Raw genomic sequence first — 13,406 nt, 5'->3', positions numbered from 1 at the left:
TTAGCATTACCAAGTCCTTAGCGAAACCATCTATTGCTTGTGTGATTTCGCGTCACTTGACTACAGCGGCCCCCGTCGAGCGGAACCTTCGCAGAGAAGGAAAAGTAATCATTCAAGTAATAAAAAGTCGAATTCGACTTATATGCAGGCATTTCCAGTCACCCAAAGCAATCTATCGTATAAATTCAACAACATATACTTACGTCATCTTTTCTTCGCGGTTCCCCGCAACATATTGCGGCAAATACGGAGCTAAATCTGTGATCCAACTAACAGAACCCGTGAAATAGCGGACCGTTAGCCATAGAACGCAGAACCTTTGCTCCTACAACTTCTGCCTGCAATCTGTGCTATTTCGCGGCAGCCGGGGACCTCCCTCTCCCGAATTGTAAAATTTTACGCAATTTGGGCAGGCCTGTTTCAGCCTGTCTCACGGATTTGGGACCGCTGCAGGTCGCGTTAAACAGAACAAAACGGCCCGTCTCGCACTATCTCCGCGAAAGCAACAAAGCCCGGCACGCATAGGTCGAGGGGACCCGGCGAAGCCGGAAGGGGATGTCAGATGGAGACCGCTGCTCGCTCGCGCGCCTGGCGCGCAATCCTTGTCCTGTGCGGATTGATCGTGTTCGGATCGGCCGCCGAGCTTCGCGCCGGCACGCTGCTGTCGCCGGGAGCCGGCCTCCTCGTGCGCAAATCCGCCGAGCCGTTCGGCGTGTTCGCCTTTGCCATCTCTTCCGGCAGCCTGCAGCAGAAATGGTTCGCGCTGAAGGACAGGCTCGACGACGACATGGTGCAGCTCGCGCTGTGCGACGGCGATCGGGATCATTGCGCATCGCCTGCGGCACTCAGGCTGCTCGCCATTGTCGACCAGGCCCGCACCCGCGACGGCCGTGCGCGGCTGGGCGAGACCAATCGCGCCATCAACCTCGCCATCCGGGCCACCAATGACGGCACTGAGGACGTCTGGAGTTCGCCGCTTGCGACCTTCCAGCGTGGCGCCGGCGATTGCGAGGACTATGCCATCGCCAAGCTCGCGGCGCTGCGCCTTGCGGGTGTCGCGGCAGAAGATCTCCGAATCGTCGTGGTGCGTGACACCCGCGCCGGCCAAGCGCATGCGGTTGCCGCCGCACGGCTCGACGGCCACTGGCTGATGCTCGACAACCGCCGCATGGCGATGGTCGAGGACGACGATGCCCGGGGCTACCAGCCGCTCTTCGTGCTCTACCAGTCGGCCGTGATGAAATATGTCGACGAGCCCGTGCGGTTCTCCGGACTGGAGAGCCAGCGCCTGTCGCTGTTTGCCGAGGCGCACTGATCTCGTAGCCTGGATGGAGCGCAGCGAAATCCGGGTCTCTATCGCCTGCTGCATGAATCCCGGATTACGCTTCCGCTCCATCCGGGCTGCGATCTCCCCCAACCCATCCTATCACAAACCCATTTCACCGCGCGATCCGGGACGCTAGCATGGCTTCGGCTATGCAGGGGGCGACCGGAATGCGGTTCATCGTACTGACTGTGCTTGCGCTGCTGGCGTTGCCGGCGGCACCGGGCTTCGCGCAATCCGTCCCACCCGACCGCTCCATCGCCGACAAGCTGCCACTGTTTGCCAGGAACAACTGCCAGCAGATTCGCGATCCCGGCAATCAATTGTTCTGCGGTGATGCCGAGCTTGCCGCCGCTGCCGAGAAGCTGAGCACGGCGATCGAGGCCCGGCTCGCCCGCCTGCCCGACCGCCTGCCCGCGATCGAGGAGAATGCAATCTGGGTCCGCCAGCGCAACCTCGGCTGCGGCATCGTCGGCCAGACCGCGATCCGCTCCGACGATTTCGATCGGGTGAAGGCCTGCCTTCTCAAGGTCACCGACGAACGCGCCGCGATTGTCCGCGATCCGGATTTCGACTGTCTCGCGGCCAACACCGCAGCCGGCGCGCTGATCTGCGCGGACCCGTCGCTGGCGCTGACCGAAACCGAGCTCAACAGCCAGGTGCTCGCCCTGATCGGCAAGCTGGACCCGACTGCCGCACGCTTTGCCTTCTCCGAATATGGCCGGTGGACGAGGGAGCGCGATCGCAAGTGCAATCTGGTCGGCAAGGAGAACGTGCCGCTTCAGGAGCTCGAGTCCGCGGAAGAGTGTCTCACCGATTATTTGAAGCACAAGATCGACGAGATCGCTGCCGCCAAGGGCGATCCGAAGAAGGTGTTCGGCCGGCAGGTCGCGGCCAAGTCGCCCGACACCGACGCCGTCGACTTCTGCGCCGCGCGGATCCACGCCGCCAATTCGTGCGGCAATTTCCTTCGCATCAACCGCGTTTACGCCGTCGACAGCCAGGTGACCGAGCAGGAGGCGCAGGTCACCGGCGAGATCGAAATGGTCGTGCTGGCGCCCTTCACCACCTGCAGCAAGGTTGCGTCCACCTGCACCGGCACCTGCTGGGACGCCAGGACAGGTCGTCCTCAGCCGGGCGCCGGCAACAAGGAACGCTCGGCAGAGGCCTTCAACGTGACACGCCGCTTGAGGATCCAGCGCACCTTCGCCTTCGTGAAGGCCACCGACGGCTGGCGCTGCAGGGAAGACGAGCTGGCCCCGGTGAATTCAGGCACCGCGGGCGGGGGATCGTAGGCGCTCTTCACGGATTGCTTCGGCGCTACCATGTCCAGATGGCCGCATTTGCAGCAGCGCGATTCATGGTGCCGAAACATCTTCGGGGCATGGTCGCGGGCAATGCAAAATCGCATGGTGTGGCCGTCATGAAGCCGGACAACTCGGCACTGGAAATCCGAGGGTTAACGAAGCGTTTTGACCGCTTGGCGGTCGATAGCCTCGATCTCACCATTCATGCCGGCGAATTCTACGCACTGGTCGGTCCCAACGGCGCCGGCAAGACCACCACTTTGCGCATGGTCGCAGGCTTGCTGCGGCCCGATGCCGGTGCGGTCTCGATCTTCGGCATCGATGCGCTCCAAAACCCCGTCGCTGCCAAGCAGGTAATGGCGTGGGTGTCCGACGAGCCGATGATCTATGACAAGCTCACCCCGCTCGAATATCTCGAATTCGTCGCCGGCCTCTGGGGCATTGCGCCTTCTGTTTCGGAACCGGTCGCGCAGGAACTGCTGAGTTCGCTCGGGCTCGAGCCGCATCGGCACGAACGCTGCGAAGGCTTTTCCAAGGGCATGCGCCAGAAAGTGGCGCTGGCCGGCGCGCTGGTGCACGATCCCCGCCTCATCATTCTCGACGAGCCGCTGACGGGGCTCGATGCCGTCTCCGCCCGCCATGTGAAGGGTTTGTTGAGCGAGCGCGTTCAGGCCGGCTGCACCATCATCATGACCACGCACATCCTGGAAGTTGCCGAGCGCATGGCCGACCGCATCGGCGTGATCGCATCGGGCCGCCTGGTCGCGGAGGGCACGCTGACCGAGTTGCGCCAGCAGAACGGCCATGCCGACACCAGCCTGGAAGATCTCTTCATCGCGCTGGTTGCGCTTCAGGCCGCCGCATGAGCTCGGCGACCGCGCTCTCCTGGTTTGCTCGCCACGAGCTCCGGCTCGCCTGGCGCGAATGGCTCGCCATGATGACCGGCGGACGGCACAAGCGGGCGCGCGTGGCAATGATCGGCCTGCTGTTCTTCGCAGCACTCCTGCACCTGCCGGCCTGGGCGGTGATCGGCCGCTTCGCCGATCTGCAACCCCCACTCGATAAATCCTCGCTGATCGTGATTTCGGCGACGATCTTTCTCGCCTGGATGCTGATGCTGTCGCAGGCGATCGAATCGGTGACGCGGGTGTTTTACGCCCGCGCCGATCTGGACCTCATCATGTCTTCGCCGGCGACGCTGGCCAATCTGTTCTCGGTGCGCATCGCGGCGATCGCGCTCACCGTCACGGCGATGGCTCTGTTGTTCTCGACGCCCTTCATCGACGTGCTGGTGATCGGCGGCGGCGCGCGATGGCTCACCGCATTCGGCGTCGTCGTCGCCATGGGCCTGTCGGCCGCGGCGATCGCCATCGCCGTCACCATCCTCCTGTTCCGGTTGATCGGCCCGGCGCGGACGCGCTTCGTGGCCCAGATCCTCGCTGCAATCATCGGCGCAGGCTTCGTGATCGCGCTGCAAGTCGCCGCGATCATGTCCTACGGCACGCTGTCGCGCTTCACCATCCTGACCTCCGGCGCCGCGGCCGCCTACGCCCCCGACGTCGACAGCACCTGGTGGTGGCCGGCGCGGGCGACCATGGGCGACAGCGAGGCGCTGCTGCTGCTTCTGGCGCTCGGCCTCGTCCTGCTCGGAAGCGTGATGGCGATCTTCTCGGGCCGCTTTACCGATACAGCGATCGATGCCGCCGCCTACGGCAAGTCCGGCCGCAGAAGCGCGAAGGAGCGCCCGTTCCGCGACGGATCACGGCAGCAGGCGCTGCGGCGCAAGGAATTCATGCTGCTCTGGCGCGATCCCTGGCTGATCTCGCAGACCTTGATGCAGCTTCTCTATCTGGTGCCGCCGGCACTCCTGCTCTGGCGCAGCTTTGCCGACAGCTCCGCGGCGCTGACGCTCATCACGCCTGTGATGGTCATGGCGGCGGGACAACTCGCCGGCGGACTTGCCTGGCTGACGATCTCGGGCGAGGACGCCCCCGATCTCGTCGCGACCGCGCCACTGACGCCGTCCGGCGTCATCCGCGCCAAGATCGAAGTGGTGCTGATCGCGATCGCCATCATCTTCTGCCCGCTGCTCGCCGTGCTGGCCTTCGCCTCGCCGTTCCAGGCAGCGATCAGCGCCGGTGCGATCATCATCAGCGCGGCCTCCGCGACCGCGATCCAGCTCTGGTTCCGGGTCCAGGCCAGGCGCAGCCAATTCCGCCGCCGCCAGACCTCCTCGCGGCTTGCAACCTTCGCCGAAGCCTTCTCCTCGATCGGCTGGGCCGCCACCGCCGCGCTGTTTCTCGCTCTCCCGATCGCCGGCCTCGTCAGCGGCCTGATCACCGCGGGCCTTGTTGCCGTCACGTGGAAGTTCAGCCCGCGGCGGGAGTGAGGGGTGCCTCGACTCAGTCTGGTCACTTGAAAGTAAGGCTAAATCGCCTTACTTATCGAATATCAAGGATTGAGGACCCCATGGGCACGCTCACCGTCACGGCAAAGGGGCAGGTTACGTTGCGGAAGGATCTCCTAGAGCACCTCGGTGTACATCCGGGCGACAAGATCTCGATAGAAAAGCTCCCTGGGGGGCGAGTTGAGGTGAAGGCAGTTCGACCCACCGGAAAGATTTCGGATGCCTTCGGCTTCCTGAAAGGAAAAACGAAGGGCCGATCGCTGTCGATCGAGGAGATGAACGAGATCATTGCTGATGGCTGGGCCGGCAAGCGATGAAGATAACACCCGACACCAACGTCTTGGTACGGGTTCTCGTCGGAGATGATGCGGAACAGAGCAAGGCGGCCGAAGCCCTTCTCAGGAAGGCAGACGTAATAGCCATCTCGATCCCTGCACTGTGCGAGTTGGCCTGGGTCCTCTCACGAGGCTACAAAACTTCTGCTGAGAATATCGCGGCTTCCATCCGGCACTTGATCAATGCCTCCAATGCGGTCGTCAACCGGCCCGTGGCTGAAGCTGGGTTGGCACTCCTCGATGCCGGCGGCGATTTTGCCGACGGCGTTATCGCCCATGAAGGCTATTGGCTCGGCGCCGAGACCTTTGTCTCATTCGATAAAAAAGCCGTGAAGCTGGTAGAGGCAAGCGGCGGATTGGCGCGGCTGCCGTAGCGACGCATGACGTCGCGCGAATTCGACGATACACTCTTTGGATCATCGTATGTGCGGCGGATGATCCCGTTATGCCTCGACTGATCCTCACGATCTTTGCCTTCTTCAGCGCAGTCCTCTCCCCTGCCCTCGCCCAGCAGCCACAGCGCGGCGAATGCCTGGCGATGGCGAATGCTGCGCCTCGCGCAATGCCGGTCGCGTTCCGGCAGACCACCAACTCGGCCGAGGTCGAGATCACCTATGCCGGCCACTCCACCTATTTCATCGACACGCCCGGCGGCGTGCGCATCGCCACCGACTATAGCGGCGCCCATCAGATTGGCCGGCTGCCCGACGTCGTCACCATGAACCGGGCCCACAGCACGCACTACACTTTATTGCCCGACAAGCGCATTCCGCATGTGCTGCATGGCTGGGGCGAGGACGGCAAGCCGGCCATCGTGCCGGAGCGCATCGGCGACACCTTCATCCGCAACGTTACGACCGACATCCGCCGCTATTTCGGCGACGATGCCGGCGCCGACATGATCCGCGACGGCAACTCGATCTTCATCTTCGAGGTCGCGGGCCTGTGCATCGGCCATCTCGGTCATCTCCACCACAAGCTCGACGACAGTCATTTCGCACAGATCGGGCGGCTGGACATCGTGATGGTGCCGATCGATGGCACCTACACCATGTCGCTGGACGGCATCTCGGAGATCACCAAGCGGTTGCGCGCCTCGGTGGTGCTGCCGATGCACCGCTTCGCCACCCCGCTCGACGACTTCATGCGCCGCATCGGCCAGCAGTTCGAGATCGACCGGCGCAGCGAGCGCTCGTTCCGGATGTCGCGGGATGCGCTGCCATCGAAGCCGACGGTGATCATTCTCGACGGCGTTTGACCCGCAATTTTCTCCAAGTCCACCGACGGCCGGTCGTGCTGATCTCCTTACAAGGAGAGCGACATGACCGATTTTGCAAGATTGTTGCACGCGGATAGGCCGAACCCCGAGCACGCGGCTGCGCTCCAGCTCTATGGCCGCTTCGTCGGCGACTGGGATGCCGGGATCACCGCCCATGGGGTAGACGGAACGAAACACACCGCGCCTGGCGAAATCCATTTCGGCTGGGTGCTCGAGGGCCGCGCCGTCCAGGATGTCTGGATCATTCCCCGCCCTGCGGGAAGCCCGGCCTTTCCAGTCGCCGGCAACTGGTACGGCACGACACTGCGGGTCTATGACCCCTCCATTTCCGCGTGGCGGATTTCCTGGTTCGATCCTGGCCGCAGCGTATTCCGCCAGCAGATTGGCCGTCCGCGCGGAAACGACATCGTGCAGGACGGCACGACCGACGCAGGCGAGCTGACGCGCTGGAGTTTCACTGAGATCACCGACAATTCCTTCCACTGGCTCGGCGAGGCCAAGCCTGCCACTGCAAACGAATGGCGGCTTGTGGTCGACGTGAGGGCGAACCGCCGCAGGACCTGACCGCAGCGCTCGATACGCTCGCGGTGAAGGGCGCGGTTGCGCAACGCGCGCTGCTGCGTGAAGACATGAGATGCTAGGCTGCTCCCACAAAAAACACTGAGGGAGCGAACGTCGATGGCTGCAAGCGGGTTGCCCGCCAATACGAGCGGGCTGTTTGTCGAGCCGCGCGAGGACTGGCTCGCGCAATATCAGGAGGAGATCATCGATACGGCGCGGCCGATCGTCGATCCCCATCACCATCTCTGGAATCGCGGGCACCGCTATCTGATCGAGGAGATGGCCGCCGACATCGCCTCCGGCCACAACGTCATCGCCACCGTCTATGTCGATTGCCGCTCGATGTATCGCGCGCACGGGCCCGAAGCGTTCCGGCCCGTCGGCGAGGTCGAATTCGCCAACGGTGTCGCCGCCATGAGCGCGAGCGGCGGCTATGGCAAGGCCGCGATCTGCGCCGGCATCGTCGGCCACGCCAACCTGCTGCTGGGCGACGCCGCAAGGCCCGTGCTGGAAGCGGAGATTGCAGCCGGCAACGGCCGCTTCCGCGGCATCAGGCATGCCTCGGCCTGGGACGAAGACCCTGTCGTCGCCGGCATGTATGCAAACCGGCCGAAGGGACTTTTACAAGACCCGACCTTTCGCAAGGGCTTTGCCTGTCTTGCACCGCTGAATCTCAGCTTCGATGCCTGGCTGTTCCATCCACAGATCGGCGAACTGACCGAGCTCGCGCGCGCCTTCCCCGACACCAGGATCGTGCTCGATCATTGCGGCGGCCCGGCCGGTGTCGGCCGCTTTGCCGGACGGCGCGAGGAGGTGTTTCCGCAGTGGCTCGCCTCGATCCGCGAGATCGCCAAATGCGAGAACGTTGTGGTGAAGCTCGGCGGGCTCGCGATGTGCCTGCTCGGCTACGACTTCCATTTGCGCGAAAGGCCGCCGTCATCCGAGGAGCTTGCCGCGGCCTGGCGGCCCTATGTCGAGACCTGCATCGAAGCGTTCGGGCCGAAGCGCGCGATGTTCGAGAGCAATTTCCCGCCGGACAAGGGCCAGTGCAGCTACCAGGTGATCTTCAACGCCTTCAAGCGCATTGCGGCACCTTTGAGCGAAACCGAGAAGACGGCGCTGTTCTCGCAGACCGCGACCGATTTCTACCGGCTCGACCTGCCGTCATGACAAGAAGAGGGGCCGGGATGTTGGTCCAGGCCCCTCTTCCGTCGTGGCCGCTGGGAAGCGTCCTTGAATATGACTAGCCGGCACCCATCAGCGAGGCGGGACGGCGCTCGCCGGTGGAAACGAACATCCGCTTGAGCTTGTTGACGACGCGGATCAGGAAGCCGATCACCACGGGATTGGTCTTGCGGCAGAACGCGATCTTCTTGACGTGGCCTTCGACCTGCCATTTGGCATGGGCGCCGTCGCGGAAGAAAATAACGTCGCCGGGGCCGTAGCGCTTCGGCGGCATGCCATCGCTCTCGAGCACGATCGATCCTTCAATGATCATGATCGTCTCGTCGATGTCGTAGTACCAGTTGAAGCGCCCTTCGGTGCAGGACCAGATGATGGTCGAGGCGGTACCATCGGCGCTGGTCGACAGGATGTGCGAGCGCGACACCGGGTTGCCCTCGATGATCCAGGACGGCTCGATCGGCCGCACCTCGAGATCCACGTTGCAACTACCGACTTCAATCAATGCGTGCGACATCTCTTTATCCCAGGGAATATAATATGTATGGCCGGGTCTCGGCCCCGATTGTTTCGAAAGATGTCTGGAACGCTAGTGGCCGGCTTTTAATTCTTCCTTACGCAGGCCCCGACAATCAGCCGCAAGTTGCAGATGCGAAACGGTTAACGCCCAGATTTCCCTGCAAATTCGCGCACATGAACCCATCTTCTCCGGGGTGCGACAAAGTGCGCGAATGTGACCATCGAAGGAGCCACACCCGATGTCCCTGACCCCAGAGGTTCTGGCAGCCAACGGCGAGGTCGTCGCCTGGCTCGGCAGCCTCGATATCTCCTTCGTGCCGGACGAGGAACTCTGGTTCACCATCGACGGTGTCGACGCCCCCCCGGCAGATCGGCGGTGACGCCTCCGGCGGCGCGTTCATGCTGCTCCCGCCGCAGAATGTGCTCTACGTCTCATCGGAGGGCCGCGCAGGAATTATCGCGGAGAGTTTCGAGGCGTTCGTCCAGCTCGTCGTCGCCCGCCCCTATTGGCTGGACATCCTCAAGTTTTCCGCCGGCGGCGACCTTGCAGAGATGCGGCGCGCGGCGGACGCGCTGGAGACGACGCTCGACGACGAGGACGAGATCAACGAGGCTCGCGAGAAAATCCACAGCGCGCTCGACCTGCCCGCGGCGAGCGATCCTGTCGGAGCGCTTTACGAAGCGGTGGCCGCGTCCGACGCCATCGTGCGGGCCGCCGACGGCAGCCCGTTCACGACGCTGTTCAACCGCTTCAGCATCGACAACAACCCGATGCTGCGCAACGCGGCGGCGTGAGAGAGGCCTTCGAGGATACCAATGCGCTCGGCCTTCATGGTTCGAGACGCGCCGCAAGGCGGCGCTCCTCACCATGAGGGTCTAACATCTCTCCGCGCAACGAGACCTCATCCTGAGGAGCCCGCCAACGGCGGGCGTCTCGAAGGATGCACCGCAGAAGAGACCGTTGGCGTTACTTCGCCCACTCGCCCTTGCGGAACACCGGCACCTTGCTGCCGTCGGCGAGAATGCCGTCGATATCGGTCTCGGCCGAACCGATCATCCAGTCGATATGGATCAGGCTCTGATTGCCGCCTTGCGCGGCGATCTGCTGCGGCGTGAGCTGCGCGCCGTTGACGAAGCATTTCGAATAGCACTGGCCGAGCGCGATGTGCGACGCCGCGTTCTCGTCGAACAGCGTGTTGTAGAACAACAGTCCGCTCTGCGAGATCGGCGACGAATGCGGGACCAGCGCCACCTCGCCGAGCCGCCGCGCGCCTTCGTCGGTGTCGAGCACCTTGTTCAGCACCTCTGAGCCGCGCGAGGCCTTGGCGTCGACGATCTTGCCGTCCTCGAAGCGCACCGCGATGTTGTCGATCAGCGTGCCCTGATAAGACAGCGGCTTCGAACTCACGACATGGCCGTAGACGCGCCGGCAATGCGGCGTGGTGAAGACCTCTTCGGTCGGGATATTGGCGTTGCAGCTGACGCCGTTCTTGGAGAGCGAAGCGCCGCCCTCCCATTCATGGCCGTCGGCAAGGCCGATGGTGAGATCGGTGCCCGGCCCTGAGTACTGCAGCGCGCGGAAGCGCTGGCCGTTGAGCCAGTTGGTGCGCTCGCGCAGCACCGCATTGTGGCTCGCCCAGTTGCCCATCGCGTCCTCGCGATCGACGCGGGACGCGGCGAAGATCGCATCCGCCAGCTTGCCGACCGCAACGTCCTCGGGATCATCGGGAAACACCTGCTTGGCCCATGACGGGCTCGGATAGGCGATGATGTTCCAGTTGGTGTCGAAATTGACGATTTTCTCCAGCGCCGGCTGATAGGCCATCGAATTGGCCTTGCTCGCGCGCGCCACCTTCGACGGATCCTCGCCCGACAGCAGCATCGGATTGTCGCCGACGATGGCGAGCCGCGCGGTATTTTCAGAGAACGCCTTCGCCATCCCCTCGTAGAGCCAGCCGGCGGCGCGATCAAAACTGTTGTCGTGACCGTGGCGATAACGCGCCAGCGTCACCTCCTCGTCCGACAGGATCGGCGTCACGATGCCGGCGCCTGCTTTATAGGCGTGCACGGCGATCCGCCGCACCAGCGGCAGCGCGATCGCGGGCGCTGTCAAGAGAAGATCCTGTCCCGGCCGCAAGCCCAGGCCCACCTTCACCGCCACCTCGGCCAGCCGGTCGAGTTTCGCGGGATCGATGGGAGTGGAAGTATTGCGGTGATCAGTCATGCGGGGTCCTCTGCCGAAACTCTCTGTTCAATCTAAGTCTATCATCGCGAGACACAAGTGTGCGATTGTCCTGCGACACATGAAAGATACGCAATTTAGCGTATCGTGGTTTTCAACGCGTTGCCGATTTCAGCACCCGGTCGACCATCGCGGGCGCAAGCCCGAGGTAATTTTTCGGTGAGGTGAGCGCGTCGATTGTGGCACGGTCGATGCGGCTGGATATCCGTGGATCGGCGGACAACGCATCGGCGAGGCTTTTGCCCTCTTCGTTGGCGTGGCGGCAGGCGTCATAGACCACGTCATGCGCCTCCTGCCGCCCGAGCTGCGGCGCGAGCCCCATCATGACCGCCTCGGCCACGATCAGGCCGCGGCTGACGGCGAGATTGTCGTCCATCTTCCTTTCGTCAACGATAAGGCCGGCGAGCGCAAATTTCGCCTGGTGCAGCGCGCCGGCAGAGAGCACGAAACTTTCGGGGATCGCCATCCATTCGGCGTGCCAGGGTCCGGTGGCGCGTTCGAAATCCTGCACCATCGCATCCAGCATCAGACCCGCGTGCTGGCGCACTGCCTTGGACGCCGCGAGCATCAGCTCCGAGGAGATCGGGTTGCGCTTCTGCGGCATGGTCGAGGAGGCGCCACGCCCCTTGACGAAGGGCTCGTACACCTCGGCGAACTCGGTCGAGGCCATGATCATGATGTCGAGCGCGATCTTGCCGAGCGAGCCGGTGACCAGCGCGAGGAAGTTCACGGCCTCGGCGAAGCCGTCGCGCGCGACGTGCCAGGTCGAGGCGGGAACGCCGAGCTTCAACTCGGCGCAGAGCGCCTCCTGCACGTCGAAGCCCTTGTCACCCAGCGAGGCCAGCGTGCCCGCCGCGCCGGCGAACTGGCCGACCAGCACGCGCGGCTTCAATTGCGCCAGTCGCTCGGCGTGGCGGTCGAACATCGCAAGCCAGATCGCGGTCTTGTAGCCGAAGGTCACCGGCAGCGCCTGCTGGAGATGGGTGCGGCCCGCCATCGGCGTGTCGCGATAACGCTTCGAGAGGTTTGCGAGGATGCCGCGGAGCTCGGCGATGTCGCGCTCGACGATCTCGAGCGCGACGCGCAATTGCAGCACCACGGCGGTGTCCATGATGTCCTGCGTCGTCGCGCCCCAATGCACGTAGCGGCCGGCCTCGCCGCACTGCTTCACCATCTGATGCACCAGTGGCAGGATCGGATAGCCGACGATGTCGGTCTCCTGCCGCAACAGGTCGAAATCGAGCGCGGCGACATCCGTCCGCGCCGCGATCTGGTCCGCGGCGTCCTGCGGAATCACGCCACACCTCGCCTCAGCCTTCGCCAGCGCCACCTCGACCTCGGCATAGCGCGCGACCAGCGCGACGTCGGAAAACACCTCCCGCATCTGCGGCGTGCCGAAGGCGTCGCGGAACAGCATGGAGTCGAGCACGGTGGTGGAGGCAGGGAAAGCGGGCATGGCGCTTCTTCGTCGTTGATGTTTTGTGTGGCGGGCAGCTTACGCAGGCCGCGCTGTTCGGCAATGGACAAAGCCGCGACTTCCGTCATTCCGGGGCGCGCCACTTGGCGCGAACCCGGAATCCATCCCGCCACATCGCTCGCCGCAAGATGGATTCTCGGATGCGCAATTGCGCATCATAGCTCGCGCTTTGCGCGCCCCGGAATGACCAGCGAGTGCGTCGCCCGCGGCAATCTGACCCAAATCGCCACATTCCAGTTGAGATTGCATTCCTACTCGAAAACAGCATGGCAGCCATCTCGCAATTGCGATGAACCCGGCACGCCCTTCGGCGGACTTACAGACTTCAAGTCGAAATCCATTTTGATTTCACCACTGCCTGATTACTCCACTGCCTGATTTCACCGTTGCCCGATTTCATCATGAGGCTTGAGTTCTCGACGTGCAGTTTCTGTTCCGGGATCACCTACTCGACACCGACCGGCGCGAGCTGAGCCGCGAGCAGGTTCCCGTAGCCGTGGAGCCGCAGGTCTTCGATCTCGTCGTCCATCTCATGGAAAACCGCGACCGGGTGGTCAGCAAGGACGAGCTGATCGACAAGATCTGGCACGGGCGCAGCGTCTCTGAATCCACACTGACCAGCCGGATCAATGCGGCACGCAAGGCGATCGGCGACAATGGTGCGAACCAGGCGCTGATCCGCACCATCGCGCGCAAGGGCTTTCGTTTCGTCGGCGATGTCGAAACCAAGCTGGGCGCGGCCGCACCGGACCCCGGTCGGGTGGCCCGGGCGC

The 13,406-nt window shown here is 63.5% G+C and carries 16 protein-coding genes; 13 read left to right on the top strand and 3 right to left on the bottom strand.

All coding sequences use genetic code 11. The annotated features are described in order from the left end of the window. Positions 1-562 precede the first annotated feature (562 nt). The 9 genes from AC630_RS28045 (at position 563) to AC630_RS28005 (ending at position 8,383) form a co-directional block, all read left to right on the top strand. Positions 563-1,315, top strand: coding sequence for a transglutaminase-like cysteine peptidase (locus tag AC630_RS28045; protein WP_074121696.1), 753 nt, complete (start codon positions 563-565; stop codon positions 1,313-1,315). Between the two features lie 179 nt (positions 1,316-1,494). After that, positions 1,495-2,619 (top strand): lysozyme inhibitor LprI family protein, encoded by a 1,125-nt coding sequence (locus AC630_RS28040; protein WP_074121698.1) that lies wholly within the window; start codon positions 1,495-1,497, stop codon positions 2,617-2,619. Between the two features lie 128 nt (positions 2,620-2,747). Beyond that, positions 2,748-3,497, top strand: coding sequence for an ABC transporter ATP-binding protein (locus AC630_RS28035; protein WP_074121697.1), 750 nt, complete (start codon positions 2,748-2,750; stop codon positions 3,495-3,497). After that, positions 3,494-5,020, top strand: coding sequence for a permease (locus AC630_RS28030; protein WP_074121695.1), 1,527 nt, complete (start codon positions 3,494-3,496; stop codon positions 5,018-5,020). Before AC630_RS28035 ends, AC630_RS28030 begins: the two co-directional genes overlap by 4 nt. An 80-nt stretch (positions 5,021-5,100) precedes the next feature. Continuing rightward, positions 5,101-5,355 (top strand): AbrB/MazE/SpoVT family DNA-binding domain-containing protein, encoded by a 255-nt coding sequence (locus AC630_RS28025; RefSeq protein WP_074121694.1) that lies wholly within the window; start codon positions 5,101-5,103, stop codon positions 5,353-5,355. Further along, positions 5,352-5,747: a type II toxin-antitoxin system VapC family toxin gene (locus tag AC630_RS28020; protein WP_074121693.1), complete on the top strand. Its 396-nt coding sequence runs from the start codon at positions 5,352-5,354 to the stop codon at positions 5,745-5,747. Before AC630_RS28025 ends, AC630_RS28020 begins: the two co-directional genes overlap by 4 nt. Positions 5,748-5,818: 71 nt before the next feature. Beyond that, positions 5,819-6,631, top strand: coding sequence for an MBL fold metallo-hydrolase (locus AC630_RS28015; RefSeq protein ID WP_074121692.1), 813 nt, complete (start codon positions 5,819-5,821; stop codon positions 6,629-6,631). 63 nt (positions 6,632-6,694) lie between these two features. After that, entirely contained in the window at positions 6,695-7,216 is a 522-nt protein-coding gene (locus AC630_RS28010; RefSeq protein ID WP_074121691.1) for a hypothetical protein, read from the top strand. Positions 7,217-7,330: 114 nt separating this feature from the next. Continuing rightward, positions 7,331-8,383 (top strand): amidohydrolase family protein, encoded by a 1,053-nt coding sequence (locus AC630_RS28005; protein ID WP_074121690.1) that lies wholly within the window; start codon positions 7,331-7,333, stop codon positions 8,381-8,383. Between the two features lie 73 nt (positions 8,384-8,456). On the opposite strand, the gene AC630_RS28000 is transcribed toward AC630_RS28005, so the two are convergent. After that, positions 8,457-8,912: a cupin domain-containing protein gene (locus AC630_RS28000; protein WP_074121689.1), complete on the bottom strand. Its 456-nt coding sequence runs from the start codon at positions 8,910-8,912 to the stop codon at positions 8,457-8,459. 241 nt (positions 8,913-9,153) lie between these two features. On the opposite strand from AC630_RS28000, the gene AC630_RS47265 reads away from it, so the two are divergent. Both AC630_RS47265 and AC630_RS27995 read left to right on the top strand, forming a co-directional pair. Continuing rightward, entirely contained in the window at positions 9,154-9,294 is a 141-nt protein-coding gene (locus AC630_RS47265; RefSeq protein WP_245330543.1) for a hypothetical protein, read from the top strand. Further along, positions 9,263-9,709 carry a hypothetical protein gene (locus AC630_RS27995; RefSeq protein ID WP_245330542.1) on the top strand — a complete coding sequence of 149 codons (447 nt, stop codon included), beginning with the start codon at positions 9,263-9,265 and terminating at the stop codon, positions 9,707-9,709. Before AC630_RS47265 ends, AC630_RS27995 begins: the two co-directional genes overlap by 32 nt. 172 nt (positions 9,710-9,881) lie before the next feature. On the opposite strand, the gene AC630_RS27990 is transcribed toward AC630_RS27995, so the two are convergent. Both AC630_RS27990 and AC630_RS27985 read right to left on the bottom strand, forming a co-directional pair. Further along, positions 9,882-11,138, bottom strand: coding sequence for an aminopeptidase (locus AC630_RS27990; RefSeq protein WP_074121688.1), 1,257 nt, complete (start codon positions 11,136-11,138; stop codon positions 9,882-9,884). Positions 11,139-11,250: 112 nt separating this feature from the next. Beyond that, entirely contained in the window at positions 11,251-12,612 is a 1,362-nt protein-coding gene (locus AC630_RS27985) for a class-II fumarase/aspartase family protein (RefSeq protein WP_074121687.1), read from the bottom strand. A 63-nt stretch (positions 12,613-12,675) separates the two neighbouring features. Here AC630_RS27985 and AC630_RS44330 point away from each other — a divergent pair, with 63 nt between their 5' ends. Then, the gene (locus tag AC630_RS44330; RefSeq protein ID WP_143198374.1) at positions 12,676-13,011 is read left to right on the top strand and encodes a hypothetical protein; all 336 of its coding nucleotides are present in this window, start codon (positions 12,676-12,678) and stop codon (positions 13,009-13,011) included. Between the two features lie 43 nt (positions 13,012-13,054). Then, positions 13,055-13,406: winged helix-turn-helix domain-containing protein (locus AC630_RS27980; protein ID WP_143198373.1), on the top strand; the 352-nt coding region annotated here is incomplete at its 3' end.

Origin of the sequence: Bradyrhizobium sp. AS23.2 (assembly GCF_001908185.1) — a bacterium.
Classification (GTDB): domain Bacteria; phylum Pseudomonadota; class Alphaproteobacteria; order Rhizobiales; family Xanthobacteraceae; genus Bradyrhizobium.
This window is presented reverse-complemented; position numbering and strand designations above follow the sequence as displayed.